25 protein-coding genes and 1 tRNA gene are annotated in these 26241 nt (G+C 47.0%); 22 read left to right on the top strand and 4 right to left on the bottom strand.

Annotated features, from left to right (window positions below; all coding sequences use genetic code 11):
- Positions 1-50: 50 nt before the first annotated feature.
- On the bottom strand, positions 51-563 hold the full coding sequence (locus HMPREF0721_RS03425) for a DUF4364 family protein (RefSeq protein ID WP_006598160.1): 513 nt from the start codon (positions 561-563) through the stop codon (positions 51-53).
- A 115-nt stretch (positions 564-678) separates the two neighbouring features.
- Here HMPREF0721_RS03425 and HMPREF0721_RS03420 point away from each other — a divergent pair, with 115 nt between their 5' ends.
- Both HMPREF0721_RS03420 and der read left to right on the top strand, forming a co-directional pair.
- Entirely contained in the window at positions 679-2037 is a 1359-nt protein-coding gene (locus HMPREF0721_RS03420; RefSeq protein ID WP_242821847.1) for a DUF512 domain-containing protein, read from the top strand.
- A 50-nt stretch (positions 2038-2087) separates the two neighbouring features.
- A complete protein-coding gene (gene der, locus HMPREF0721_RS03415) occupies positions 2088-3410 on the top strand; it encodes a ribosome biogenesis GTPase Der (protein WP_006598158.1) in 1323 nt (440 codons plus the stop codon).
- A gap of 45 nt (positions 3411-3455) precedes the next feature.
- Here der and HMPREF0721_RS03410 read toward each other — a convergent pair whose 3' ends face one another.
- Together HMPREF0721_RS03410 and HMPREF0721_RS11435 are read right to left on the bottom strand one after the other, a co-directional pair.
- Positions 3456-4025: a Gx transporter family protein gene (locus HMPREF0721_RS03410; RefSeq protein ID WP_006598157.1), complete on the bottom strand. Its 570-nt coding sequence runs from the start codon at positions 4023-4025 to the stop codon at positions 3456-3458.
- The gene (locus tag HMPREF0721_RS11435) at positions 4022-4375 is read right to left on the bottom strand and encodes a NusG domain II-containing protein (protein WP_006598156.1); all 354 of its coding nucleotides are present in this window, start codon (positions 4373-4375) and stop codon (positions 4022-4024) included. The genes HMPREF0721_RS03410 and HMPREF0721_RS11435 overlap by 4 nt, the downstream gene beginning before the upstream one ends.
- A 100-nt stretch (positions 4376-4475) precedes the next feature.
- Between HMPREF0721_RS11435 and HMPREF0721_RS03405 the strand changes: the two genes are divergently transcribed.
- A tRNA-Leu gene (locus tag HMPREF0721_RS03405) sits at positions 4476-4561 on the top strand.
- A 34-nt stretch (positions 4562-4595) separates the two neighbouring features.
- Here HMPREF0721_RS03405 and HMPREF0721_RS03400 read toward each other — a convergent pair.
- Entirely contained in the window at positions 4596-4979 is a 384-nt protein-coding gene (locus HMPREF0721_RS03400) for a S24 family peptidase (RefSeq protein ID WP_006598155.1), read from the bottom strand.
- Between the two features lie 211 nt (positions 4980-5190).
- Here HMPREF0721_RS03400 and HMPREF0721_RS03395 point away from each other — a divergent pair, with 211 nt between their 5' ends.
- The 19 genes from HMPREF0721_RS03395 (at position 5191) to HMPREF0721_RS03305 (ending at position 26226) form a co-directional block, all read left to right on the top strand.
- Entirely contained in the window at positions 5191-6360 is a 1170-nt protein-coding gene (locus HMPREF0721_RS03395) for an NAD(P)-dependent malic enzyme (RefSeq protein ID WP_006598154.1), read from the top strand.
- A 19-nt stretch (positions 6361-6379) separates the two neighbouring features.
- Positions 6380-8434, top strand: a complete 2055-nt coding sequence (topA, locus tag HMPREF0721_RS03390) for a type I DNA topoisomerase (RefSeq protein WP_006598153.1) — start codon at positions 6380-6382, stop codon at positions 8432-8434.
- A gap of 10 nt (positions 8435-8444) precedes the next feature.
- The gene (gene hslV / locus HMPREF0721_RS03385) at positions 8445-8987 is read left to right on the top strand and encodes an ATP-dependent protease subunit HslV (RefSeq protein WP_006598152.1); all 543 of its coding nucleotides are present in this window, start codon (positions 8445-8447) and stop codon (positions 8985-8987) included.
- Positions 8984-10417, top strand: coding sequence for an ATP-dependent protease ATPase subunit HslU (gene hslU, locus HMPREF0721_RS03380; protein ID WP_006598151.1), 1434 nt, complete (start codon positions 8984-8986; stop codon positions 10415-10417). The genes hslV and hslU overlap by 4 nt, the downstream gene beginning before the upstream one ends.
- 152 nt (positions 10418-10569) lie before the next feature.
- Complete coding sequence (gene rpsB / locus HMPREF0721_RS03375; RefSeq protein ID WP_040639879.1) at positions 10570-11316, top strand: 30S ribosomal protein S2; 747 nt, start codon at positions 10570-10572, stop codon at positions 11314-11316.
- A 22-nt stretch (positions 11317-11338) separates the two neighbouring features.
- Positions 11339-11989 carry a translation elongation factor Ts gene (gene tsf, locus HMPREF0721_RS03370; RefSeq protein ID WP_006598149.1) on the top strand — a complete coding sequence of 217 codons (651 nt, stop codon included), beginning with the start codon at positions 11339-11341 and terminating at the stop codon, positions 11987-11989.
- Between the two features lie 111 nt (positions 11990-12100).
- Positions 12101-13207 carry a glycosyltransferase family protein gene (locus tag HMPREF0721_RS03365; RefSeq protein ID WP_050786954.1) on the top strand — a complete coding sequence of 369 codons (1107 nt, stop codon included), beginning with the start codon at positions 12101-12103 and terminating at the stop codon, positions 13205-13207.
- On the top strand, positions 13204-14124 hold the full coding sequence (locus HMPREF0721_RS03360) for a glycosyltransferase family 2 protein (RefSeq protein ID WP_006598147.1): 921 nt from the start codon (positions 13204-13206) through the stop codon (positions 14122-14124). The genes HMPREF0721_RS03365 and HMPREF0721_RS03360 overlap by 4 nt, the downstream gene beginning before the upstream one ends.
- A 76-nt stretch (positions 14125-14200) precedes the next feature.
- Positions 14201-15589: a phosphoglucosamine mutase gene (gene glmM / locus HMPREF0721_RS03355; RefSeq protein ID WP_006598146.1), complete on the top strand. Its 1389-nt coding sequence runs from the start codon at positions 14201-14203 to the stop codon at positions 15587-15589.
- 145 nt (positions 15590-15734) lie between these two features.
- Positions 15735-17159: a sugar transferase gene (locus HMPREF0721_RS03350; protein WP_006598145.1), complete on the top strand. Its 1425-nt coding sequence runs from the start codon at positions 15735-15737 to the stop codon at positions 17157-17159.
- Between the two features lie 12 nt (positions 17160-17171).
- A complete protein-coding gene (locus HMPREF0721_RS03345; protein ID WP_006598144.1) occupies positions 17172-18173 on the top strand; it encodes a glycosyltransferase family 2 protein in 1002 nt (333 codons plus the stop codon).
- A 216-nt stretch (positions 18174-18389) separates the two neighbouring features.
- Entirely contained in the window at positions 18390-19421 is a 1032-nt protein-coding gene (locus HMPREF0721_RS03340) for a hypothetical protein (protein WP_156788690.1), read from the top strand.
- Positions 19418-20269, top strand: coding sequence for a glycosyltransferase family 2 protein (locus HMPREF0721_RS03335; protein ID WP_006598142.1), 852 nt, complete (start codon positions 19418-19420; stop codon positions 20267-20269). The genes HMPREF0721_RS03340 and HMPREF0721_RS03335 overlap by 4 nt, the downstream gene beginning before the upstream one ends.
- A gap of 136 nt (positions 20270-20405) precedes the next feature.
- A complete protein-coding gene (locus HMPREF0721_RS03330; protein WP_006598141.1) occupies positions 20406-21818 on the top strand; it encodes a sugar transferase in 1413 nt (470 codons plus the stop codon).
- The gene (locus HMPREF0721_RS03325) at positions 21819-22658 is read left to right on the top strand and encodes a DUF4422 domain-containing protein (RefSeq protein ID WP_006598140.1); all 840 of its coding nucleotides are present in this window, start codon (positions 21819-21821) and stop codon (positions 22656-22658) included.
- Entirely contained in the window at positions 22659-23570 is a 912-nt protein-coding gene (locus tag HMPREF0721_RS03320) for a glycosyltransferase family 2 protein (RefSeq protein ID WP_006598139.1), read from the top strand.
- Positions 23567-24682 carry a glycosyltransferase gene (locus HMPREF0721_RS03315; protein ID WP_006598138.1) on the top strand — a complete coding sequence of 372 codons (1116 nt, stop codon included), beginning with the start codon at positions 23567-23569 and terminating at the stop codon, positions 24680-24682. Before HMPREF0721_RS03320 ends, HMPREF0721_RS03315 begins: the two co-directional genes overlap by 4 nt.
- Complete coding sequence (locus tag HMPREF0721_RS03310) at positions 24679-25506, top strand: LicD family protein (RefSeq protein WP_006598137.1); 828 nt, start codon at positions 24679-24681, stop codon at positions 25504-25506. Before HMPREF0721_RS03315 ends, HMPREF0721_RS03310 begins: the two co-directional genes overlap by 4 nt.
- On the top strand, positions 25507-26226 hold the full coding sequence (locus HMPREF0721_RS03305; RefSeq protein ID WP_006598136.1) for an IspD/TarI family cytidylyltransferase: 720 nt from the start codon (positions 25507-25509) through the stop codon (positions 26224-26226).
- Positions 26227-26241: the final 15 nt, after the last annotated feature.

The raw sequence follows: 26241 nt of genomic DNA, 5'->3' as shown, positions 1-26241 counted from the left end.
CTTTTTTTTCCTGATTGAAGCGGCCGGAGCCTTTTTATGTGTGGTTTAATTTATCCGCTGATTAAGGTGCTCATGATTTGTGCGTAGATTTTCTGGGTATTGTTTTTCCACGCATTGCAGAGAGCGAGCGCTTCTTCTTTGTTGGGGCAGCTCACAGAGATCTGCATCAAATCGAGATTGTTCTCGCTAAGTCCCAAATGCACCTGAAAATCACCCGGACCGGCCTCATCGTAGGAGGCATCGGTTCGCGTTTCTTTAAAGATAGCCTGTTTGTTGCCGGCAATAAAAGCCGAGAGCATCTCTCGGGTAAAGGCGGGAATTTTATCAACTAGTTGGGCAATCATCGCCGAACCTTTGGAGGAGATGATGAGTTTGCCGGAATGATCCCAGATCATCTTTTCGGCAATCAGAGCATCGATATACATTTGGATATCCAGATAGGCCGTTTGGAGATTTTGGAGAATGATGAAAGCGATCTGTTCCCGGGTCAGCCCCGTTTTGATTTTATCCAGAACATATAATATAATGAGTTTGTCTTCGGTTTTGTGCTGAAAATTTTCCATTGGGAATTAACCTCTTGTGTGTTATTATAGCATAGCTTTTTAATGAAAGCACCAAGATCAAAATAGTTTTAATAAGATAGTGGCAGTCGCCGTTATCTCGATGAAAGGGGTCCCGATGAAATACAGAATTGAAGCTGTAAGGGACAATTCCATATTAGAAGAGATGGGCGTGGAAGCCGGGGATTTTTTGCTTGCGATTAACGGCAATCCCGTGCTTGACGAGCTCGATATCGAATTTTTTGCCGCAGACGAAAATTTGCTTGTGGAAATTGAAAAGCCGGACGGCGAACGATGGGAGCTTGAAATTGAAAAAGACCCGGGAGAAGATCTGGGCTTGACCGAAAAGCCTTCTTATCAGATCCGGCGCTGCAGCAATGGCTGTATTTTCTGCTTTATCGATCAGATGCCGCCGGGAATGCGGGACACCCTTTATATCAAAGATGACGACGAACGCATGTCATTCTTATACGGCAATTATATCACGCTGACTAATTTATCCGAGGCAGAGAAAGAGCGCATCGTACGCTACCACATCATGCCGATCAATATTTCAGTGCACACAACCAACCCGAAACTTCGCCGGCAGATGCTTCATAATCGCTTTGCCGGATCGGTGATGGACGATCTTCAATTCTTTCAAAAACATGAAATTGCAATGAATTCGCAGATCGTGCTGTGCCCGGAAGTCAACGACGGAGAGGAGCTCACGCGCACGCTGGGGGATTTGGCCGGGCTTTACCCGCAGATGCGTTCGGTATCCGTGGTACCGCTGGGGATGACTAAATTCCGAAAGGGACTGACACCGCTAAAGTCGGTTAACCGGGAAAAAGCGCGGGAAACCATTGCCATCATCGAAGCCTGCCAGCGGGAGATGATGGCGGACCACGGTGTCCATTTTGCTTATCCGGCAGATGAATTTTTTTTGTTGGCCGAAATGCCAATTCCCGAAGCGAAATACTACGAAGATTTTACCCAACTGGAAAACGGAGTCGGGATGCTTGCTGCCTTCGAGCAGGAAGTGCGAAGCGGTTTGACAGCGTCGGCCCAATTAGTGCAGGATGCAACGGCGAAAAAAATCGGCATCATCACCGGCGTGCTGGCGAAACCCATGCTGCAAAAAGCGTGTGAAGCCATTCATGCGGCGTTTCCCAGTATTACATTTGAAGTGACGGCCATTCAAAATCGTTTTTTTGGCAAAGCCATCACGGTGGCTGGACTGATTACCGGCCGGGATATTTTATCTCAAATTGACGGAAATACCTGTGATCAGTATTTTTTGCCGGAAAATATGGTCAAATTCGGTACCCATTTATTTTTGGACGATGTCACCACAGAGGATCTGAGCGCCAAGTGGGGAAAACCGGTGACAATTGTACCGGTGGACGGACGGGCTTTTGTGAACCGGGTTCTCGGCGTGCCGGATCCGGCGGACGAGGCTTTTGGGGCTGTTTCCGGTTATGAACCGGAAGCTTGATGTCAGACCCGGTGTTAGAGCGATTGTGATAATAGAAAAGGGAGAAGCAAATGAAACCAATTGTTGCTGTTGTCGGCAAACCAAATGTCGGCAAATCGACACTTTTTAATAAATTGGTGGGTGAACGGATCGCCATTGTGGAAAATACGCCCGGAGTGACGCGGGACCGCATCATTGCAGATGCCGAGTGGCAGAACCATCGGTTCACACTGATCGACACCGGGGGGATAGAACTCAAGACCGGCAACACCATCATGCATCAAATGCGCGTGCAGGCAGAGATCGCCATTGAAACAGCTGATTTGATTTTGTTGCTGTGCGACGGGAGAGAGGGGATGACCGCGGCCGACGAAGATGTCGCCGATATGCTCCGAAAGCAGCATAAAAAGGTGATTGTGGTTGTGAATAAGCTCGATTCGGTCAAATTGGAAGAAAGGCTTTACGAATTCTATAATCTCGGCTTGGGAGATCCGCTGCCCATCTCTGCCGAGCAGGGGCTGGGCCTGGGCGATCTGCTGGATGCGATCGTGGATAACACGGCGGCTTTGTATCAGCTGGCGGACGACGAAGACGGCAGTCTGCACATCGCCGTGGTGGGCAAGCCCAACGCCGGCAAATCCACCTTGGTCAATCAGCTTATCGGTGAAAATCGAATGATCGTTTCGGATATCCCGGGCACGACCCGGGATGCCATTGACAGCAAGATTGAGCGCGGGGGTGTGGAATACACCTTTATCGATACGGCCGGGCTCCGGCGCAAAAGTAAAATTGCCGACGAAGTGGAACGTTATAGCATCATTCGTGCCATTGCCGCAGTGGATCGGGCTGATGTGGTGTTGATGATGGTGAATGCGCAGACCGGTGTTACCGAGCAGGATAGTAAAATTGCCGGCATTGCCCACAACCGCTTCATCCCAACGATCATCGTGGTTAACAAATGGGATTTGATCGAAAAAGATACCAAAACCATGCAGAAAATGACGGGGGACATTCGCAATTCACTGGCCTTTATGCCCTATGCGCCGATGCTCTTTATCTCGGCAAAAACCGGGAAGCGCGCTGAAAAAATATACGATAAAATTCAATACGTGGTGACGCAAAGCCGCAAACGCGTTCTCACGGCAAAACTCAACGAGGCGTTGATTGACTTTGTCAGTTTGAAAGAGCCGCCATCCAAAAACGGACGCCGGCTGAAATTGTTTTACGGTTCGCAGGTAGATATTGCACCGCCGACCTTTGTGATTTTTGTTAATGACGATACCCTGATGCATTTTTCCTATAAGCGTTATCTTGAGAATAAAATCAATGAGACCTTTGATTTTGACGGAACGCCTTTTCGTCTGTTAATTCGCAATCGGGAAAAAGAAGATTAAAGCGAAACAAAAGAACCATAAAATAAGCCCCGGGGGACCATAAACTCACCTGGGGTTTTTGTCATGTGATTTTTGTGGGAGGATCCGATTTAAATAGGGCAGCAGCCGACGGGCAATGATCCCGGTAAGCAGGCCGATGGGAACGGCGATCAGCAGTAGAAACGGCAGATAAAGAAGCATCAGCCGCAGATTTTGAACGATAATGGTGGCGATGCAAAGCTGTCCGATATTGTGAGTCATGGCGCCGATAATGGAAATGCCTATAAGCGAAAAGGGGGCATCCTGTCCTTGGATTTGTCGCTGATGGTTGGTATGGGTCAGTGCGCCCATGACGCTGCAGCTGATAATGCCTCCGGCCAGCGCATAAAGAATGGAAGAAAGAGAGCCGAACATAAAACCGGTCAGGAGAACGCGAGCGATGGCGATCCCCAGTGCAATCGGCGTGTTAAAAAGGGAAAGACTGATCATGGTGACGATATTGGGAAGACCGATTTTGACGCCAGGAATCGGTATAAAACAGGGAAGCAGCGATTCCAGATAACCCAAGATCGCAGCGGTCACGGTCAGCAGAGCAATTAAGACGAGGCGGTGAGTGCGGGACATGGAAGGCGTCAATGAGTTTCTCCTTTCGTGGTAATGGTTAAAATTAAACGATGAGGCAGGCACGCAATGGTTTCGCCATTTTCAGAAATGGGATGGGTGTGAACACAGATTTGATTTTTGCAGTCTGCCTTGCTCACATAAGCGCGACCGTTTTTGATGACGATTGTATTTTGGCCGGCTTTGGTTTTAAAGGTGTGCCGGTAGTCTTGATTCATCGGGAGGACAGCAACGGTTTTGTGTTGCACGGTTACTTTTAAAACCAGTTGCCGATTGTCGATCTGTCGATAAATAAAATAACCGGCAAGGATCAGCAGTGCCAGGATAATCAAACCGCCGATGATTTTGAGTTCTGTCTTTGTCATGAGGATGCCTTTCAAAAAATAAATAATGCAACAAAAATTATACTTGACAATGGATAAAAAAAAGCTTAATATAAACGAGTGTTCAGCAGACAGGGCGTTTGCGAGAGTGTTGGAATAGGCAGACAAGCACGTTTCAGAGGCGTGTGTACTTCGTACGTACGGGTTCGACTCCCGTCTCTCGCACCATATAAAAAATAAACAGACGTTGTGTCTGTTTTTTTTATGCTCGGATTACAGAAGTCGGAAAGCCAAGGATGGTTACTTCTGCTTTGGGATAACTCAGACTTTGTGGATCGAGCTCATTGCGGTCAATGAGTTTGATCCTGCGGCTGGTCATTTCAATTTTTTTTAGACACACAGACGCATCGGGCAATTGAACCAGTGCATCGCCGGTTAAGTTTTCGGATAAATCATCTGTCAGCTTGATAATGACCAGATCCCCTTTGGTATAGCGATCATACATCGAGTTGTCCATCACGGAAACATAAATATAAGCTTGTCCGCGCTTTTGCGTTCGGGGAATTTCATCCCAGGTAGTTTCCGCCCGATCTACAAGATAGGGTGCCGACGGAGCAAACGCTGCGACATTTCGGTTCCATTTCATAAAAATACCTCCGATGGGGATTATAACACGAAGCAGAGGAAAGCAAAATAATTAATTAAGAATCGATGATTATACTAACAACCGGTCTATTGTGAAGCGATTCGCTTTATGGTTATAATGTAGCAATCAAATATACGGGCAAAAATATAACGGCGGTATCCGCCAAAATTGCTGAAAATTTGCAGGCAATACGCGCCGATCGGAGGGAAAAATGGATTACAATAAGGCCGCGTTGGCGGCACATCAAAAACATCAGGGGAAGGTGGCGATTGCTTCAAAACTGCCGGTGACCAATCAAGAGGAACTGAGCATTGCCTACACGCCGGGGGTGGCAGAGCCCTGCCGCAAAATTGCGGAAAACCGAGATGCGGTTTATACCTATACGGCAAAGGGTAATTTGGTGGCGGTGCTTTCCGACGGGTCGGCTGTGCTGGGCCTTGGCAATATCGGCGGGCATGCAGCAATGCCGGTGATGGAGGGCAAAGCGGTTCTTTTTAAAGAATTTGGCGATATCGATGCGTTCCCGATCTGCGTGTCGACCCAGGACGCGGACGCCATTGTGCAGACGGGGATCAACATTGCGCCGACTTTCGGCGGGATTAATCTTGAGGACATCGCGGCTCCGAAGTGTTTTGAAGTGGAGGAAAGGCTGCAGGCAGCACTGGACATTCCAGTATTTCACGATGATCAGCACGGAACAGCCATCGTGGTGGCGTCTAGTTTGATCAACGCGATGAAAGTGGTCGGCAAAGAATTGACCGATATCACCGTGGCGATTAACGGCGCGGGATCGGCGGGAACGGCCATTGCCAAAATGCTTATGACGCTTGGCGTTGGGGACATCGTCGTGTCGGATATCGATGGGATATTGACGCGGGATAAAGAAGGCCTCAATCCTTATATGCGGTGGCTGGCAGAACACACCAATCGAGCGCAGCGCCGCGGCCATTTGGCTGATGCCATGGCCGGTGCCGATGTGCTGATCGGTGTTTCAGCGCCGAATATTGTCAGCGAAGCCATGGTCGCTTCGATGGCTGAAGATGCTGTGATTTTTGCCATGGCCAATCCGGTTCCGGAGATCATGCCGGACGCGGCCAAGCGTGCCGGGGCGCGCGTTGTCGGCACCGGGCGTTCGGATTTCCCCAATCAGATCAATAATGTGTTGGCTTTTCCGGGTATTTTCCGGGGCGCGCTCGACGTTCGTGCCAAGCGCATCACCGAGGCCATGAAAACGGCCGCGGCTTATGCCATCGCCGGCATCATCACCGATGACGAACGGGATGAAGATCATATTATCCCCAGCCCCTTTGATAAACGGGTAACCGAACGGGTGGCTGAAGCGGTGGGCAAAGCCTGGACGGAAGCAAACGAGGCGAAATGAACGCAGGAGAAAATCAGTGATGAGAACATTAGTCATTGTCGAATCGCCGGCAAAGGCCAAAACCATCAAAAAATATTTGCCGAAAGGTTATGAAGTTGAAGCGACCATGGGCCATGTGATCGATTTGCCCAAGAGTCGACTCGGCATCCATGTGGAGAATCGCTTTGAGCCGGACTATATTACCATCCGCGGCAAGGGAAAACTGCTGACAAAGCTTAAACGGCAGGCGAAAAAAAGCGATACGGTTTTACTCGCGACAGACCCGGACCGGGAAGGCGAAGCCATTTCCTGGCACGTGGCCAATGCGTTGGGCATGGATCCCGGCAGTGAATGCCGCATCGAGTTTCACGAAATCACCAAACGCGCCATCAACGAAGCCATTGACCATGTGCGTTCAGTGGATATGGATTTGGTGCAGGCCCAGCAGGCCAGGCGGGTGCTGGACCGTTTGGTGGGGTATTCAGTCAGTCCCTTTTTGTGGAAGAAAGTCAAACGCGGGCTTTCCGGCGGACGTGTGCAGTCGGTGGTAACGCGGATCATCGTCGACCGCGAAAAAGAAATCGAAGCGTTTGTCCCGGAAGAATATTGGAATTTAAATTTGGATCTGCGCAAGCAAGGCGATCCGATACTTTTTTTGACGACGTTCTATTCGGAAAACGGCAAACGCCTAAAGATTGAAAATGCCGAAGAAGCCGATCGGCTGGAACAAATTGTTAAAAACTGTCCGGCCATGCAGGTGGTCAAAGTCGAAAAGAAGCAGTCAAGCCAGAAGCCGCCGCTGCCGTTTACGACGAGCACGCTGCAGCAGACAGCTTATCGTGCACTGGGATTCACCAGTCAGCGGACGATGCGCGTGGCACAGGCCCTTTATGAAAGCGGCCGGGTCACCTATATCCGAACGGACTCGACCCGGCTGGCACCGGAAGCGATTGAACAGACCAAGGATTTTATTGTAAAAACTTTTGGCGAGACCTTTCTGGGCAAGCAGAGGACAGTTAAACGCAGCAATAAAAATGTGCAAGATGCCCATGAAGCGATCCGCCCGGCATCCGTACTGGACACACCGGCTGCGATCCGTGACGCGCTGGATGCCGATCAATATAAGCTTTATAATTTGATATGGAAACAAATGGTGGCCAGCCAGATGGCGGCGGCAACCTACAATGTGATCAAGGCGGATGTTGCCTGCGATACTTTGATTTTTAAAGTGAAGGGGGATACGCTGCTCTTCCCGGGCTTTACAAAAGTGTTGGGCTCTGCGGTGAAAAAGAGCAATCCACTGCCGGAACTGGTCAAAGGGGATGCGGTGGATCTGGTCAAAATTCACAAAGAGCAGAAATTTACCAATCCGCCGCCGCGTTACAATGAAGCGTCGCTGATCAAATTGCTTGAAGATATGGGGATCGGAAGACCGAGTACCTATGCGCCGACGATTGCGACGATTAAAAGCCGCAACTATGTGGAGGTGGAAGACAAACGCTTCCGGCCGACGGAACTTGGCATCACGGTTACGGAGATGATGGAAGTTTTCTTTCCCGATATTGTCGATCCGCAATTCACGGCGAAAATGGAAAGCGGCCTGGATCATGTGGCCAGCGGCACGCAGAACTGGGTAAAACTTATGGATGAATTTTATGGCCCCTTTAAAAAAGAGCTGGATCATGCCCAGGAAACGGCCGAAAAAGTTGAAATCAAAGACGAAGAAACGGATATCGTCTGTGAAAAGTGCGGCCGGCACATGGTGATCAAAAATGGGCGTTACGGTAAATTTTTAGCCTGCCCGGGTTATCCGGAGTGCAAGAACACCAAGCCTTATTTTGAAAAGACGCCGGGCATCTGCCCGAAGTGCGGCGGCGATCTTGTTAAGCGGACGTCAAAGCGGGGACGGACTTTTTACGGCTGTGCGAACTATCCCAGCTGTGATTTCACCTCTTGGGATAAACCGGTGGCGGATCGCTGCCCGATCTGCGGCCACACAATGTTTCAAAAAGGATTTGGCAAACGCAAGCGCCTTTACTGCGCACAGTGTGAGCCGCAGCCGAAAAAAAGAAATACCAAACAGAAGCAATCATAAAGGAGGATCTATGTTAAAAGCAACGACGATTGTCGGTATTCGCCACAATGGCGAAGTGGCTATTGCTGGCGACGGGCAGGTGACCATGGGCGAAGCGGTCATCATGAAGGCGACGGCCAAAAAGGTACGCACGCTTTATAATGGGAAGGTGCTGGCGGGTTTTGCCGGATCGGTGGCCGATGCGTTTACGCTTTGCGAATTATTTGAACACAAGCTCGAAACCTATAACGGGAATTTAAAACGCGCGGCGGTGGAACTGGCCAAAGACTGGCGCCAGGATAAAATCATGCGCAAACTGGAGGCCTTACTGATCGTAATGGACGCGGATACGTTGCTCATTATCTCCGGGACGGGCGAAGTGATTGAACCGGATGACGAAATTGCGGCGATTGGTTCCGGCGGCAATTATGCGCTGGCGGCGGCTCGGGCATTGAAAGCGCATTCGGACCTTTCGGCAAAAAAGATTGCCCACGAGGCGCTGAAGATTGCGTCGCAGATTTGTGTTTACACCAACGATAATATTCGTGTGTTAACCTTGGAGGATGAAGCATGAAACGGGAAATGTCAGAACTGACGCCGAGAATGATTGTTGATGAGCTCAATCGCTATATCATCGGTCAGGAAAAAGCGAAGAAGGCGGTGGCGGTTTCGCTGCGCAACCGTTATCGAAGATCCCTGCTGCCGGATGCAATCCGGGAGGAAATCACACCAAAGAACATCATCATGATGGGGCCGACGGGCGTGGGGAAAACGGAAATCGCCCGGCGCATTGCCAAACTGGTGTCGGCGCCTTTTATTAAAGTCGAAGCGACAAAATTTACCGAGGTAGGCTATGTTGGGCGTGATGTGGAATCGATGATTCGTGATTTGGTGACAACATCGATTCGCATGGTCAAGCAGGAAAAGATGGATGATGTCAAAACACAGGCGGAAGAAAAAGCCAATCGGATTATTCTGGACGCATTGGTGCCGAGACGCAAAAAAGCGCAGAAGCAGGAAAAGCTGATCAACCCCTTTGACTTGCTGAATCAAAACAAATCGCCGGCGGCTGTCGAAGACGCACAGCCTGAGCTTTCGCCAGAAGAAAAGCATCAGATTGAAACCAAACGTTCGGCGATTGCTGAGGAATTGGCCGATGGCAAGCTGGAAGACGAAATGATTGACGTCATGCTCGACGATGACGGCGCCAAATCCATTGGCATCATGGCCGGCATGAGCGAAGATATGAGCATTGAGATCGGCAATATCTTTGAAGGGCTGACCGGCGGCAATAAAAAGAAGAAAAAACGAACGATGAAAGTTTCTGAAGCGCGGAAGGTCATTGCCAATCAGGAAGCGCAGAAGATGATCGACATGGATGAAGTCCAGGAGATCGGGGTGCGCGAGGCAGAACAAAATGGCATTATTTTTATCGATGAAATTGACAAGATCATCGACAGCGGGAGCCATCGCGGCGGTCCGGACGTGTCGCGCGAAGGTGTCCAGCGGGATATTCTGCCCATCGTTGAAGGCAGCACCGTCAATACCAAATACGGCCCGGTCAAAACAGATTTTATTTTGTTTATCGGCGCCGGCGCGTTTAATGTCGCGAATATTGAAGATATGATTCCCGAACTTCAGGGGCGATTTCCCGTTTCGGTGCAGCTTGAGAGCCTGACAGAAGAAAATTTCGTGGAAATTCTCACGAAGCCGGAAAACGCGATCGTGAAACAATATGCGTATTTGCTTCAGACGGAGGGCATTGAATTGCAATTTGAGGAAGAAGCGCTCAAAGCGATCGCATCGATCGCCTACGCAAAGAACGAAGAAGACGAAAATATCGGCGCGAGACGGCTGCACACCGTTTTTGAAGAATTGCTCGAAGAGATTTCATTTTATGCCAGCGACTATGACGAAGATGTATTTGTCATTGACAAAAACTATGTCGATTCGGTTTTTAAAACCCAGGGGAAAGGCCGTTCATACGATCAGTTTTTAATTTAGGATCGAAAGACGAGAATAAATTTGCATCCGGCTGGGGATTATGCTATATTATAAAAGTTACTTATTATACACATTTCCCGAGAGCGGCCTGGTGCCCGAAAATGGGTCTTGGCGCTTGCAGAAGGAAATGGAAGAAAAACCAGGAGGTAAAAATGGCAATTGTAACAATGAAGCAGCTTTTGGAAGCTGGTGTTCACTTCGGTCATCAGACCCGAAGATGGAATCCGAAGATGAAACCTTACATCTTCACCGAAAGAAACGGGATCTACATCATCGATCTGCAGCAGACGGTTAAGATGATCGGCGATGCGTACAATTTTGTGCGCGATTTGGCGGCGGAAGGCAAAGATATTCTTTTTGTCGGGACTAAAAAACAGGCGCAGAACAGCATCGAAAATGAAGCGAAGCGTTCCGGTTCTTTCTATGTCAACCATCGCTGGCTCGGCGGAACCCTGACAAATTGGGAAACCATCAACAAACGCATCAACCGCTTGAAAGATCTGAAGCGCATGGAAGAAGACGGCACTTTTGACCTGCTGCCGAAGAAAGAAGTGATCGGTCTGCGCCGTGAACGGGAAAAGCTTGAAAAATTCCTTGGCGGGATTGAAGATATGCACGGGATGCCCGGCGCCATGGTCATCATCGACTGCAAGAAAGAGCGCATTGCGATTCAAGAAGCCCATAAATTGGGGATTCCGATTATTTCGATCGTCGATACCAACTGCGATCCGGACGACGTGGACTACATTATCCCAGGAAACGACGATGCGATTCGCGCTGTGGCGCTGATTTTACGCGTTTTGGCCGATGCAGTGCTTGAAGGAAAACAGGGCGAACAGGTTTCTGAAACAGAAGAAGCCCCGATGTCAGCGGCTGAAGCAGAAGCGGAAGAAGCTTAATTTTACCAAAGCGGAGGAAAATATGGCGATCTCAGCAAAATTAGTGAAAGAACTCAGAGAAAAAACCGGATCCGGGATGATGGATTGCAAGAAAGCCCTCGAAGAAGCGAATGGCGATGTCGAAAAGGCAGCTGAAATTCTGCGCGAAAAGGGAATGGCCAAGTCTGTGAAAAAGGCCGGCCGCATTGCGGCCGAGGGGATTGTTGTTTCCTACATCCACATGGGAGGGAAAATCGGAGCCATGGTTGAAGTGAACTGCGAAACAGACTTCGTGGCCAAAACCGATGGTTTCCACGATTTTGCAAAAGACATTGCGATGCATGTGGCTGCTGCCAACCCAAAATATCTGAATCCGGAAGATGTACCGGCTGAAGAAGTGGAGCACGAAAGGGAAATTCTGACCATTCAGGCGCAGAACGAAGGCAAGCCGGAAAAAATCATCGAAAAGATGGTCGAGGGACGCTTGAAAAAGTTCTACAGTGAAATCTGCCTGATGGAACAGCCCTTTATTAAAGATCCGGACAAGTCTATCAACGATTTGGTTAAAGAACAGATCATGAACATTGGTGAAAATGTTAAAATTCGTCGCTTTGCTCGCTTTGAAATGGGTGAAGGCCTTGAAAAGAAAGAAGAAAACTTCGCGGAAGAAGTTGCAAAACAGATGGGCGAATAATTTTCGACAATCAGCTCCGGAGTCTTCGGACTTCGGAGTTTTTTGTTATGTTCATTTTTTATTTGATGAATGATAGGCTTTTGAGCGATGAGCAAAGGTGAAGGCAAAAGGATGAAAATTGCAGTAATAACCAATTTATCAGGGGATTATGATCGGGCAGAGGCTGTCGGACATTTCTTTCAGAAACAAGGCGGCGAAGTCACATGGATCTTTTCAGATTTTTTTCATTTAACCAAAGAACGGGTGTCGGAACATAAGCCGGATCACATTTATATACCGACAAAGCCGTATCAGAAAAATTTATCTTTGGCCCGGTTATGGTCTCATCATCGTTTTGCACGAGACGTAAGGCGTTATCTCAAAACGCATCCCTTTGATTTGCTGTACGTGATGATTCCGCCCAATTCATTGCTGCCGGCAATGGTAAAGGTCAAAAAAGAAACGGGATGTTCGCTGGTGGTGGATATTGTCGATCTTTGGCCGGAATCTCTCCCGATGGAAGGGATCAAAAATTGGCCGCCGCTGCGCTATTGGCGCAATTTGCGGGATCGCTATTTGCCCGGGGCGGATCGGGTGCTTACCGAATGTGACTTATATCGTGAGATCATTGCGCTGCCGGCGTCAGCACGAACGCTTCACTGGATCAAAGGCCCGGATGCTCCGGAAATGCACCATGGAAAACAGCGCGACGTGCTTCATCTGGCATATTTAGGATCGCTCAACCACATCGTGGATATTGATCTAATGGTGTCGATTCTCGAACAACTTAAACCATTAAAATCGGTGAAACTGCATATTGTCGGGGAAGGTGAAAATCGACAAAGATTACTCGATTTACTGGAAGAAAAAGGAATCGATTATCAATTTTACGGACCGATTTATGACGACAATCAGAAAAAACAGATTTTCGGACAGTGTACCTTTGGCTTTAATTTGATGATCGACACCGTAAAAGTCGGTCTGACGACCAAGTCTATTGATTATTGGTATTACGGCTTGCCGGTGATTAACAATATCCGCGGCGATACCTGGCAATTTGTCAAAGATGAAGGGGTGGGCGTCAATGTTGAACGCAATGATCTGAAGAATGTTTGTCAAATTTTGTCAGTCCAGGCGGCACAGGTGGATTACGCCGCCGTTCAGCAATTTTATAATCGGCATTTTACGACGGAGATTTTTGAAAACACGCTGACTTCGGTCATGGAGAATTTAAAATGATTGATATTTTAGTGGCGACCTATAACGGCGAACGCTACTTGGGAGCACAGCTGGATTCGTTGATTGACCAAACGGAAAAGGATATCCGGATTTTAATACGAGATGACGGCTCAACCGATCGGACGCCGGAGATGATTGCGGATTATGCCCGGCGCTATTCGGAAAAAATTGAAGCCGTTTCGGTGTCCGCTGCCGCAAGGGGGCCGGTAGGCAATTTTATGGCGCTGACCCGGGCGGCATCGGCCGATTATGTGATGTATTGCGACCAGGACGACGTGTGGTATCCGGAGAAGGCGGAAAAGACGCGAAAAGCCATGGCGGAGGCCGAGCAGCGGTGGGGCAGCCAAACGCCGATTTTGATTTATTCGAATTATGAAACGGTGGACAAAGATCTGACGCCGTTGCCGGTTGACGAGCGCAAAAATCAGGTTTATCGTCCTCATTTGGCCTTTAATCGGCTGTTGGTTCAAAATTATGTAACAGGATGCACGATGATGGTCAATCGCGCGCTCTATCAAAAAGCGACTGCAACGGATGCTGAAATTTTGATGCATGATTGGTGGTTTGCCCTTTATGCCAGTGCGTTTGGAAAAATCGTCCATTTGGATGAAAAACTGATGGCGTATCGCCAGCATTGCGATCAATGCGTGGGCGCGACGGACGTAAAAAGTTTCAATTATCGGTTGACCAAGTTCAAGGACCCGGCGACCCGGGATAAGAAAAACGATTATTATCGGCAAGCGCAGGCGTTTAAAGCGCACTATGGCCGTGACTTGCCGGCCGATCAGGCGCAAATTCTCAATTATTTTTTGGCCATTCCGGCTAAGAATAAATGGGGCCGAATGGCAGCTCTGATCAGGGGAAAGTATTTTAAAAGTGATTTTTTCCGAATTTTAGGACAATTTTATTATATATGAGTCAGCACTGGCGCGTTTGAGCGCAGACAACGCATCTGCTATAATAAAAAAATTAAATTGAAAAGGAGAGAGTGCGATGGGGCGATATTTTGGGACCGATGGTTTTCGCGGGGAAGCCAACAAGGGATTGACGGCAGAACACGCGTATCAAATCGGCCGATTTCTCGGTTGGTATTATGGGGAACTGCGCAAACGGGAAGGGAAAATCGGTGCGCCGAGCGTCGTGATTGGCAAAGACACGCGTCGCTCCAGTTATATGTTCGAGGATATGCTGTCCGGCGGACTGGTGGCCAGCGGAGCCGATGCTTACCTTTTGCATGTGACGACCACCCCGTCGGTGGCCTATGTCGCTCGCGTCGATGATTTTGACGGCGGCATCATGATCTCAGCGAGTCACAATCCCTATTACGACAACGGCATTAAGCTGCTCAATGGACAGGGCGAGAAGATGAGCGAAGACGTGATCGCCCTCATCGAAGATTATCTGGACGGGCGCCTTAATGCGTTTGGCCAAAGCTGGCCGGAAATCCCCTATGCGCAAAGGGATGCCATTGGCCGGACGGTTGACTATGTGGCCGGCCGCAATCGCTATATCGGTTATCTTATTTCACTGGGGGTTTACTCCTTCAAGGGGATGAAAGTGGGGCTCGACTGTGCCAATGGCTCGGCTTGGAATATCGCGCCGTCCATTTTCAATGCGCTGGGCGCGAAAACTTATCTGATGAACGTGGATCCGGACGGCACCAATATCAATCGCGATGCGGGCTCGACCCATATCGAGGGATTGCGACAATTTGTGGCCGACAACGGTTTGGATGTCGGCTTTGCCTACGATGGCGATACGGACCGCTGCCTTGCGGTGGACGAAAAAGGGCAGGTTATCACCGGGGATCACATTCTTTATATTTATGGGCGCTATATGAAAGAGCGAGACAAACTGGTGACGAACACGGTGGTCACCACGGTGATGTCCAATTTTGGTCTGTACAAGGCCTTTGATGAATTGGGGATTGATTATGCAAAGACGGCCGTCGGTGATAAATATGTTTATGAATATATGACCGAAAACGGCTGTCACCTTGGAGGCGAACAGTCAGGCCATATTATTTTTTCCAAATATGCGTCGACGGGCGATGGTATTTTAACCAGTTTAAAACTCATGCAGGTGATGATGAGCCGAAAGAAAAAGCTGTCAGAGCTTGCGGCCCCGCTCAAAATTTATCCGCAGGTGCTCAAAAATGTGAGGGTATCCGACAAGGCGGAAGCGCAGGCTGACGCCGATGTGCAGGCGGCCGTGCAGCAGGTTGCCGCAGCATTGGGAAATACCGGCCGCATTTTAGTGCGCGAATCGGGCACGGAGCCATTGGTGCGGGTTATGGTGGAGGCTGAAGCCGAGGAAATCTGCGAGCGATATGTCGATCAGGTGATCGCCGTTATTAAGGAAAAAGGATACGCGGTGGATTAATCGCGGTTGTAAAGCAAGGTGTTGCCGATCATGACGGCAATGCCTTTTATTTTTTGCGGATAAATGGGAAGCCCAAAGTTGCGCTTAAGCTTTTTCAAGCAATGATTTGTTAGAATAAAAAAAACTTAGAGAATAATGAAAGCACATGAATAAAAAAACTTACAAAAAACGAAAAAAACGCTTGATGCTCAGACAGCCGGTTCGGCAATTGATGGGGGCATTTCTTTTTGTGGTCGAATTTTTGCTTTTTTATAATGTTTGGACGCGCTATTACAATGCCATGGTGCGCTGGCCTTTTTTCTACTATGGCAACATTTTTATCTCGGCGATGTATTTGATTATCATCGTGATGGTGTCGAAGGTCTACGCCGGCACTAAAATCGGTTATTACCGCATATCCGACATTTTAATGAGCCAAGTCATCGTCGTTTTTCTTTCTAACATCGTTGCTTATTTTATATTGGTAACGCCATTGGCCTACGGGTGGATTTCGGCCTGGCCCCTTGTATGGCTGACGATGGTGGATATCGGCGTGATTGTGATTTGGGCGCTGATCAGCCACCGCATTTTTCTGCGAATTTTTCCGCCTCAGCAATTGGTGATCGTCTCGGAAAAGCAGTCGGATACGCTGCTGGATAAGTTTTCCAGGCGGCCGGATCAATACATCGTTCGGGAACGGATCTGTCTGGAATTAACGGATGATTTGGAAGAAAATGAGCGGATTGCCCGCAAGGTTGTAACGCGCTGTGAAGGCTATGACGGCGTCATTATCGGTGATATCCGTGCGATTATTCGCAACGATATCATGAAGATGTGCTTTGCCAAGGGCCTCCGAACCTATACCATGCCCAAGATTTCGGATATTATTTTGCGGTATTCGGAAAATCTGCACATTTTTGATTCGCCGGTGCTGCTCAACCGCAATTTCGGGCTGACAACCGGACAGGCATTTTTTAAGCGTTTGCTGGATTTGCTGTGTTCCGGCATCGGTTTAGTGGTGCTGTCGCCGGTGATGCTCATCACCGCCCTGGCCATTAAACGGGAAGACGGCGGCCCGGTGTTTTATAAGCAGGTGCGCTGTACGATTCGCAATCGAAAATTTAAGATCATTAAATTTCGATCGATGGTGGTCAATGCGGAGAAGGACGGCGTTGCCAGATTGGCCGAAGAGGGCGACAGCCGGATCACCAAGGTCGGCGCGTTCATCCGCAAGGTGCGTATCGATGAAATCCCGCAGTTGATTAATATATTCAAGGGGGATATGAGCGTGGTCGGGCCCAGACCCGAGCGTCCGGAGATCATGACAGCGTATTGCCAAAACATGCCGGAGTTTGCCTTTAGAACAAAAGTGAAGGCCGGACTGACGGGGTTTGCCCAGATTTACGGCAAATACAATACCACGCCCTTTGACAAACTTAAACTCGACCTGATGTATATCATGAATTACAGCATTATTCAGGACGGCCTGCTGATTTTAAAGACCATCAAAACCGTGTTCACCAAAGAAGCGGCTGAAGGTGTGGCCGCCGGTCAGATGACAGCTTCCGATATGGATAATGAAAACCGGTAGTCAGGGGACTTTATGGAACAAAAACAATTGACGGTGTCGGTAGCGGCCTATAATGTGGCGGGGAGTTTGCGCCGGTGTTTGGATTCTTTAATTGGCCCGGACGAGATGATGGCAAGGCTTGAAGTGATCGTTGTGAATGACGGCTCGACAGATGAGACCGTCGCAATGGCACGAACTTATGCCGAGCGTTATCCGCAGACGTTTAAAGTTATTGATAAGGCCAACGGGGGTTACGGATCCACCATTAACGCAAGCATTGCTTGCGCCCACGGAAAATATTTCAAACAATTGGACGGCGACGACTGGTATTGTTTTGAGCATTTGGCCGCCTTTCTGGCATTTCTTGAAACCGCAACGGCTGATTTGGTGTTGTCTCCGTTTTATGAAGTCTATGAAGGCCGTTCGAAAGTACTGCAGGATCGTCATCCGGAAGTGCCGGAAGAAGATGGCCCATTAAAAAAAATGGCGATGGATCAGGATGTCCTGATGCACGAACTGGCCATTCGAACGGAGCTGCTCCAGACGCATTCGGTTGGCATTACCGAGCACTGCTTTTACACCGATCACGAATATACTTTTCTGCCTTTGCTTTTTGCAAAAAGCATTGCACGGTTTCCCCATCCCATTTATTGTTATCAGCTGGGCGTTGAGGGGCAAAGCGTGAGCCTTTCCGGGATGCGCAAACACTTTAAGGATCCGATGCGGGTGGCGGAGAAATTGATGCCGCTTTATGAAACGCAGCTTTCTTCCATTCGCGAACGGGGGATCGAAACGTTAATGCGAAAAAAAATTCTGAGCATCACGGAACTTGCTTATTTTTGCTTTTTGATTCTTGAGCAGCCAGGGTCTCACAAGACGACTTTAAAAAATTTTGATCGGCATATTCGCCGGCAATATCCGCATATTTATCGGATTACGATGAAGTCGCACACCATTGCGCGGCTTCGCAGGCTGCATTTTGTTGGCTACAGCCTATATGCAAAGCATATTGCAAAATTGGCGGAGAGCCGTTAATCATCATCAGAGAGGATGGCCATGTCTTCACGATCGCCGTTAATTAATTTGAAAAAATCCAAAGACACCTTATTTTTAATCGCGTTTGCTGTTTATGGCATTTGGTCGCTGTTATTGCAGACTTTTTTTGCGGCCAGGTGGCCATTGGCATCGTTAGAAAATAAGGTGTTTTTTGCGTGTCTGTTCTTATTGGGGGTTCGGGAAATTATTTTCTGCATGCGACACCAAAACGGTTGGTGTGATTTTGTGTTGCTTTTGGTCTTTGGCGCGATGGCACGCATCGCCGGCTATTTTGGCCATCCCTTCGGGATGATTTTTGTGTTTGTTTTTTGTGCGCGGAAAATTGATTTTAAGCGGGTTGCGAAAACGGCTTTGATGATCAGTGCCGGGGTATTGCTGGGAACGATTCTTGCGCAGCACATGGGTTGGATTCATACGGTGCAGACCGTTCGGGATGGGCAGATCAGGCAATACCTGGGCTTTTTATATGTTTTAACGCCGTCCGTGATTTTTTTCAACATTGTAGCGCTTCATGTTTATTTGCGTCGGATAAACATCAGCTGGGGAGAATTGATCGCGCTGGCGGCGATAAACGTCTGGTTTTATACGAAGACCAACGCGCGTCTGTCCATGATTTTGATCGCTGTTTTGCTTTGCTATGCGATTGTGATCAAATGCCGGCCGGCGGTTCAGAAAAAAATGATTCAAAACAAGTTGGGGGTTCTTTGGCCATTTTCTTTTGTGCTGGGAGCCGTCATGACAGCTGCGGTCACCCGTTTTTATAGTGTCGGGCAGGCTAATTGGCAGCGCTTGAATTTGGCTATCGGCAATCGTCTGTGGTATGGCCAGGCTGCATTTAAAACCTATGGCGTCAAACCCTTTGGCCAAACCATTGCCTGGGTGGGCAATGGTTTGCAGGCGTCCGGCAAACCGGTTGCCGGCATTTACAATTATGTGGATAATTTTTATTTGCACTATCTGCTCAATTTTGGATTTATTTTTTCAATCTTGTTGATTGCAGTGGTGACGATAGCTCTGTGGGTGATGCTTTGCAAGGGGGAAGGCTGTTTGCTGATGATCTTTGCGCTGCTGGCCTGCCACGGCTTGATCGACGATATGATCCTTTATCCGTATTTCAACACGTTTTTACTGATCCTTTCACCCTATTTGCTGCTGGGACTGCGCGCGCTTAGAATTTGCATGAAGCGACAAAGACGGGCGCGTTCAGAAAAGGAGGCATCCGCATGAAGATAGGCGCCGGCATTGTGACGTATCAACCGGATATGGATCGGCTCCGGGAAAATCTAAATGCGGTCGTGGGACAGGTGGATTTTGTCGTTTGCGTGGATAACGGATCCAAGAATATCGCGGCGTTAAAAACTTTTCTGGACGCGTCGACAGATACTCAAAAGGTTACGCTTATTGAGAATCGTGAAAATCTGGGCATCGCGAAGGCGCTCAATCAGATCATGGCGGCGGGACAGCATGCCGGCGCCGGCTGGATGCTGACATTAGATCAGGATTCGGTGGCGGCCGCGGATTTGATCACGGCTTACCGGCCGTATATGGATAATGATCAGATTGGGATGATGACCTGTATTATTCAGGATCGCAATGCCGGGATTATGGTGCCTTTTAAGTCGGGAGACGCGCCTTATGAAACGGAAACGCGCATCATCACCTCCGGCTGCTTGACCAATGTTGCTGCCTGGCAGCATTGCGGCGGTTTTGATGAAAAGCTTTTTATCGATTATGTGGATATTGATCTCTGCCAGACGATGATAGAGCATGGCTATCGAACCATCCGCGTTAATCACGTGGGATTGCTCCACGAATTGGGACAAAGCCGAAAGGTGCGCTTTCTCGGCCGGGAATGGGACGTTTTTAACCATTCGTCTTTTCGGAAGTACTACATCGTGCGCAACAATCTTTATTTTATTCGCAAGCATGCCCGCAACGGCTTGGTGAATAAGCGAAAAGAATATAAAGGATTATTGCTGTATGCCATCTTGGTCTGCCTTTATGAGCCCAATCGGCGCGCCAATATCAAAGCGATGCTCCGCGGGGTTCGCGATGCGCGGAAGATGTCGCTGTGAGTCGGATTAACGGCGCCGTTTGCTTAAAAAGATCCGAAATTAACACCGTCGTTTTAGGCACGGATTTTGTCCTGTGTTATAATGATAAAAATGTGCGGTCTGGTATTGGGACGGCATTCAACAGAACGGAGTTCTTATGTATCGAAAAAATACGAAAGGCTGGCTGAAGCACCTGGATTTTCTGATCTGGGATTTGCTTTTGCTCGAGCTGGCTTTCTTCATTGTTTATGCCTATCGCATCGGCGTGTTTTTCCCGTTTTCTCCGCTATACCAGCGGATGGCCATTGCTATTGTGCCGGCCCATCTGATCACAGTATTTTTTGGCAATAGTTATCGCGATATGATTCGCCGGGATCGTTACGCCGAGTTTAAAAAAGTGTGCGTGCACAGTTTTGTCGTGATTGCACTGCTGATTTTCTGGATGTTCCTCAGTCAGAATTCCTATTATTATTCACGGCTGCTGGTCGTTTCGATGTTGCCTGTTTCAGTGGTGCTGGTTTATATAGAGCGGCTGCTTTGGAAACGCGTCATTCGCAAACGCCTGCGTGAATCGAAAAAGGAGCGGCAGATTCTTGTTATTACCACGAAAGAAGGCTCTGAAGCGATTCTTCAAGCCCTGCAGCAGGATTTTTATCGAACCTATGGCGTTTCGGGGGTTGTTTTATATGACGGCGCCGATGCGACAGGTCAGAGCATTTTAGATGTGCCGGTGGTTGCGGAGATGGCCAGCGTGTTTGATTATATCCGCGCCCATGTGGTCGACGAAATTCTTTTGGATCTGGAGGGCTACGAAGCCGTCGCGGAACAATTGCTCAATCAATTGGTTGATGCAGGGCTCACGGTGCATGTGACCCTGCCGCAGTTCAGCCAGTCCATTCGCAACAAACAAATCCATTCGGTTGGCAACGTGACGATGGTCACTTCCAGTATGAATTTGGTGCCGCAATGGAAGCTGGCGGTCAAGCGGATCATCGATATCGTCGGCGCGTTGGTTGGCCTGCTGTTCACCGGCATTGCCTGCATTATTTTTGCTCCGATCATTAAGCACCAGTCGCCGGGGCCGCTTTTCTTTGCCCAGGAGCGGGTGGGGCGAAACGGCCGGACTTTTAAAATTTATAAATTCCGAACCATGTATCCGGATGCAGAGGAACGCAAGAAGGAACTCATGGCGCAAAATAAAATGCAGGGTTTGATGTTTAAGATGGATAACGATCCGCGGATTTTTCCCATCGGGCATTTTTTGCGCAAGGCCAGCATCGATGAGCTGCCGCAGTTTTTGAATGTGCTTAAGGGCGACATGTCACTGGTGGGGACGCGCCCCCCGACCATGGACGAGTATAAGCAATACGATATGCATCACCTGAAGCGCTTGGCAGCCAAGCCGGGATTAACCGGGATGTGGCAGGCTTCCGGGCGCTCGGACATCACGGATTTTGAAGAGGTCGTGCGTTTGGATGCCTATTATATTGAAAATTGGAAGCTGAGTTTGGATTTTAAATTGATTCTCAAGACGATTCGTGTTGTGTTCAGTGCAAAAGGAGCAGAATAGATGACGGAAGACAAGACCATTGCACGGCGCATTCAGATTATTGTGGCGGCGCACAAGGCTTACCCGATGCCGGAAGACCCCATGTATCTGCCGGTTCATGTCGGGGCGGAAGGGAAAACCGATGCCGGCGGCAACCCGCTGGATCTGGGATACACTAAGGATAATTTCGGCGATAATATTTCAGAAAAAAATTCGGCCTATTGTGAGTTGACCGGACTTTATTGGGCGTGGAAACATCTGGACTGTGATTTTATCGGCCTGGTGCATTATCGCAGGCATTTTACGGACGGAAGCAAAAAAAAGAATCCTTTTGAGTCGGTGTTGACTTATGAAAAACTCGCGCCGATGCTGGACCGGTACCCGGTGTTTGTGCCGAAAAAGCGACATTATTATATCGAGACACTCTATTCGCATTATGCACACACCCATTATGCAGAGCAGCTGGATGTCACGCGTGAGATTATTGCCGAACATTATCGGGATTATTTGGCCGCTTATGATCGGGTGGCGGCACAGCGCTATGGTTATATGTTTAATATGATGATTATGCGCCGGGATTTAACAGATGCTTATTGCACCTGGCTTTTTGCGATTTTGGAGGAACTGGAAAATCGGATTGACGATTCAAAACTCGATGCCTTTCAAGGGCGATTTTATGGGCGCGTCTCTGAGATTTTGCTCAATGTGTGGCTGGATGGTCAGCTGGAAATTGGCGTGCTGCAGTCCTCGGATGTGAAAGAATTGCCTTATGCCAATATGGAGAAAACGAATTGGTGGAAGAAAGGAACGTCTTTTTTAAGAGCGAAGTTTTTTCACAGGCGTTATGAAGGGAGTTTTTGAGTGGGAGAGAAAAATAAGATCGTTGCAGTAGTTGTGACTTTCAATAGAAAAAAGATGCTTAGAGGATGTCTTGAACATTTGCTGAAAATGGATCATGCGTTTTGCGATATCCTCTTGGTTGATAATGCCAGTACAGATGGAACCCATGAATTCATTAATGATTTAATAGAAACAAAAAAGATAATTTATTACAATACAGGAGAGAATCTCGGTGGTGCCGGTGGTTTTCGCGTTGGTATGGAAAAGGCCGTACAGATGGGATATGACTATGTGTGGATCATGGATGATGATACTTATGTCAAATCAGATGCGCTTTATCAGCTGATGCTTGCCGATCAACGCCTTCAAGGTGAATATGGTTTTTTGTCAGGAATTGCGTACTGGACAGATGGTTCTATTTGCAATATGAATCGACAAAGAATCAGTATGCATGGGAAACTTGAAGATTTTAAATCTCAACAGGTTCCCATAACGATGGCGACGTTTGTTTCGTTTTTTATAAAAGCCGAAGTTATAAAAAAGGTTGGCCTACCTATTAAAGAATTTTTTATTTGGTCGGATGATTTAGAATATTCCCGCCGAATATCTTTAAAGATGCCTTGTTATGCAGTTCCGGCAAGTCAAGTTATTCACAAGATGGGAAGCAATTCAAAAGTCGGTATCGAGCAAGACTCAGAAGATCGTTTGTGGCGTTATCGATATATGTATCGTAACGAAGTGGTTCTATATCGACGTGAAGGGTTTAAAGGTTATTGTTATTTATACATAAGAACATTACTTCATCTTTTTAGGGTTTTTTTCAAAGCAAAAGATGCAAAGAAAGAGAAATTAAAAATCATTTTAACTTCGTTTCGTGAGGGATTTAAATTTTACCCACCAATAGAATTTGTGGATCAGAGTGAAACGGAATGACAAAAGTACTCGAAATAAATGTTGATGATATCGGAAATGGCGGCGTTTATTCTTTAGTTAAAAATGTTATTGAAAATAAGCCAAAATCACTTCAGATTGATATTGCGTGTCAGGAACCTTTTGAAAAGCAAGAGAATCTTGATTATTTAAAAAAGTGGGGAACAACGGTTCACTATGTAGGCCATGCGGGAAATAAAATTGTAAAACAATATCATATTTATAAAAATTTAAAGAATTTAATGCAAAACCAAAAATATGATTTTGTGCATATTCATTCAGATGTGTCCAATAAGTTATGGGTTGCAGGAAAAGCTGCAAAGGCAGCGGGTATTAAAAATATTGTTTTGCATTCGCATGCTGCCGGTGTTGACGGTTCTCATAGACAATTCAAAGAGTGTATTCATAAATTTTTTAGGAAAAAGTTAAAGAATATCGGAACTAAATTTGTTGCTTGTTCAGGGCTGGCTAGACAATGGATGTTTCCCAATATTTATCCAGGTCGTGTTTTACTCATTAATAACGGAGTGGATTTAGGAAAATTTAAATACGACGAAGTTGTTAGATTGGCAATTAGAAAAGAAATGGGACTTCAAAACGCATGCGTGATTGGACATGTCGGCCGTTTTGCCTTTCAAAAAAATCATCCTTATCTTATTGAGATTTTTGAACGAGTGAAGAAACATATTCCCAATGCGAAGCTATTGTTAATTGGGGAAGGTGATTCAAAGAGTGAAATTGAAACGCTGGTGGCTCAAAAGAATTTAAAAAAAGATGTTATTTTTTATGGTTCGAGTCAACGTGTGAATCAACTTTTTCAAGCAATGGATATTTTTCTTTTACCATCTCATTTTGAAGGTTTGCCGATTGTTGGTGTTGAGGCGCAAGCGTCTGGATTGCCGGTGATTTTTTCGGATCAGGTAACACGGGAAGCTAAGCTGACAGAAAATGTATCGTTTTTGCCGATAAATAACGAATCACTTGGATTATGGGTAAATAATGTAAAAAAATTTGTCCGGATAGAGCGGCAGGATACGAGTGATGAGATAAGAAAGAAACAATTTAGTATTGAAGATACGGTGCATCAGTTTTTAAATTTATATATTAAAATATGAAAGAACTTAATTTACAAGAGATTCAGAAGATAGGACTAGACATATTATTAATTTTAAAAAAAATTTGCGATGAAGAAAATATCAAACTTTATTTAAGTGGAGGAACTTTATTAGGAGCGATTCGGCATCAGGGATTTATTCCATGGGATGATGATATCGATGTTTGTATGCCAAGACCTGATTATAATAGATTGATTTTCGTCTTGCATCAAAAAGATAAATTGCCGAGGCATCTCCAAATGATTTGTTTTGAAGATGGGAATTTTACGTTACCTTATATGAAGATTTTTGACAAGCGAACCCATTATCAAACACAGTATTTTAAGCATCGTGATGATACAGGAATATGGATTGATATTTTTCCTTATGATGGATTGCCTGAAGATAATAATGAAGTAAAAAAGATATATAAAACAATTGGCAGATATCGAAAATATCTTATGTTAAATATGGCGGTTCCCTCTGAAGGGAAGAATTTTGTTAAACGTATCCTCAAGCCGGCATACATAGCATTGATTAAAAAAATATATCCCGCTCAAAAATCTGGAGAAAAGATTGTCGAGATGGCTCAACGCTATCCCTATGAAGAAACCGAAAAAGTCGGTGCTGTGACATGGGGATTATACGGCCTCGGAGAGTGTGTTAATAAAAGTGAATATGAAATACCGTACAATGTTAATTTTGAAGGTTATTCATTTCAGACGATGTCCTGCTGGGAAACTTATTTAACCGGATTGTACGGCGATTACATGAAACTGCCTCCGAAAGAAAAAAGGACAACACACAATATGGAAGTTTGGTTTGAAGATGGTGAGGAGATATAATTGAATATCGCTGTTATTTTTGCCGGCGGGGCTGGAAAGCGAATGAACTCGAAAGACCGGCCTAAGCAATTTTTGATGGTTCATGGCAAGCCAATTATTGTCCATACAATTGAACACTTCCAAAGGCATTCGGAAATTGATGCCGTCGTCGTCGTTTGTATTGAAGCTTGGATAACATATATGGAGGAGTTGGCTTATCATTATCGATTGGATAAGATAAAAAAAATTGTTCCCGGAGGAAAAACCGGACAATTGTCTATTTACAATGGTCTTAGATGTGCTGCCGAAATGTTTGGTCGAAAAGGAAATATCGTTTTGATTCATGATGGTGTAAGGCCTTTGATCGATAGCGAAACGATTACTAAAAACATCAGAGGAGTCGAAAAAAACGGCTCGGCAGTTACATGCTCGCCGGTTAAAGAGACGGTTATTTTATGTGAAGGAAACCAAAAAGTAGGGGATGTTGTTCCGCGCAGTCAGTCATTTATAGCGAAGGCGCCTCAAAGCTTTTTGCTGGATAAAATTTTGACCGTCGAAGAACAGGCTCTGGCCGACGGATATGTCAATGCAATTGATTCTTGTACATTGATGAAAAATTATGGACAGGAAATATGTATTGTTGAAGGCAGTTATGAAAATATAAAGATAACGACGCCTGAAGATTTTTATACATTCCGGGCAATTTCTGATGCGAGAGAAAATAGACAAATTCTTGGTTGATAATGATGGTGAAAA

The organism is Pseudoramibacter alactolyticus ATCC 23263, assembly GCF_000185505.1.
GTDB classification, from domain to species: domain Bacteria; phylum Bacillota; class Clostridia; order Eubacteriales; family Eubacteriaceae; genus Pseudoramibacter; species Pseudoramibacter alactolyticus.
The sequence above is the reverse complement of the archived record's forward strand: the minus strand, read 5'-3'. Positions and strand labels throughout refer to the sequence as shown.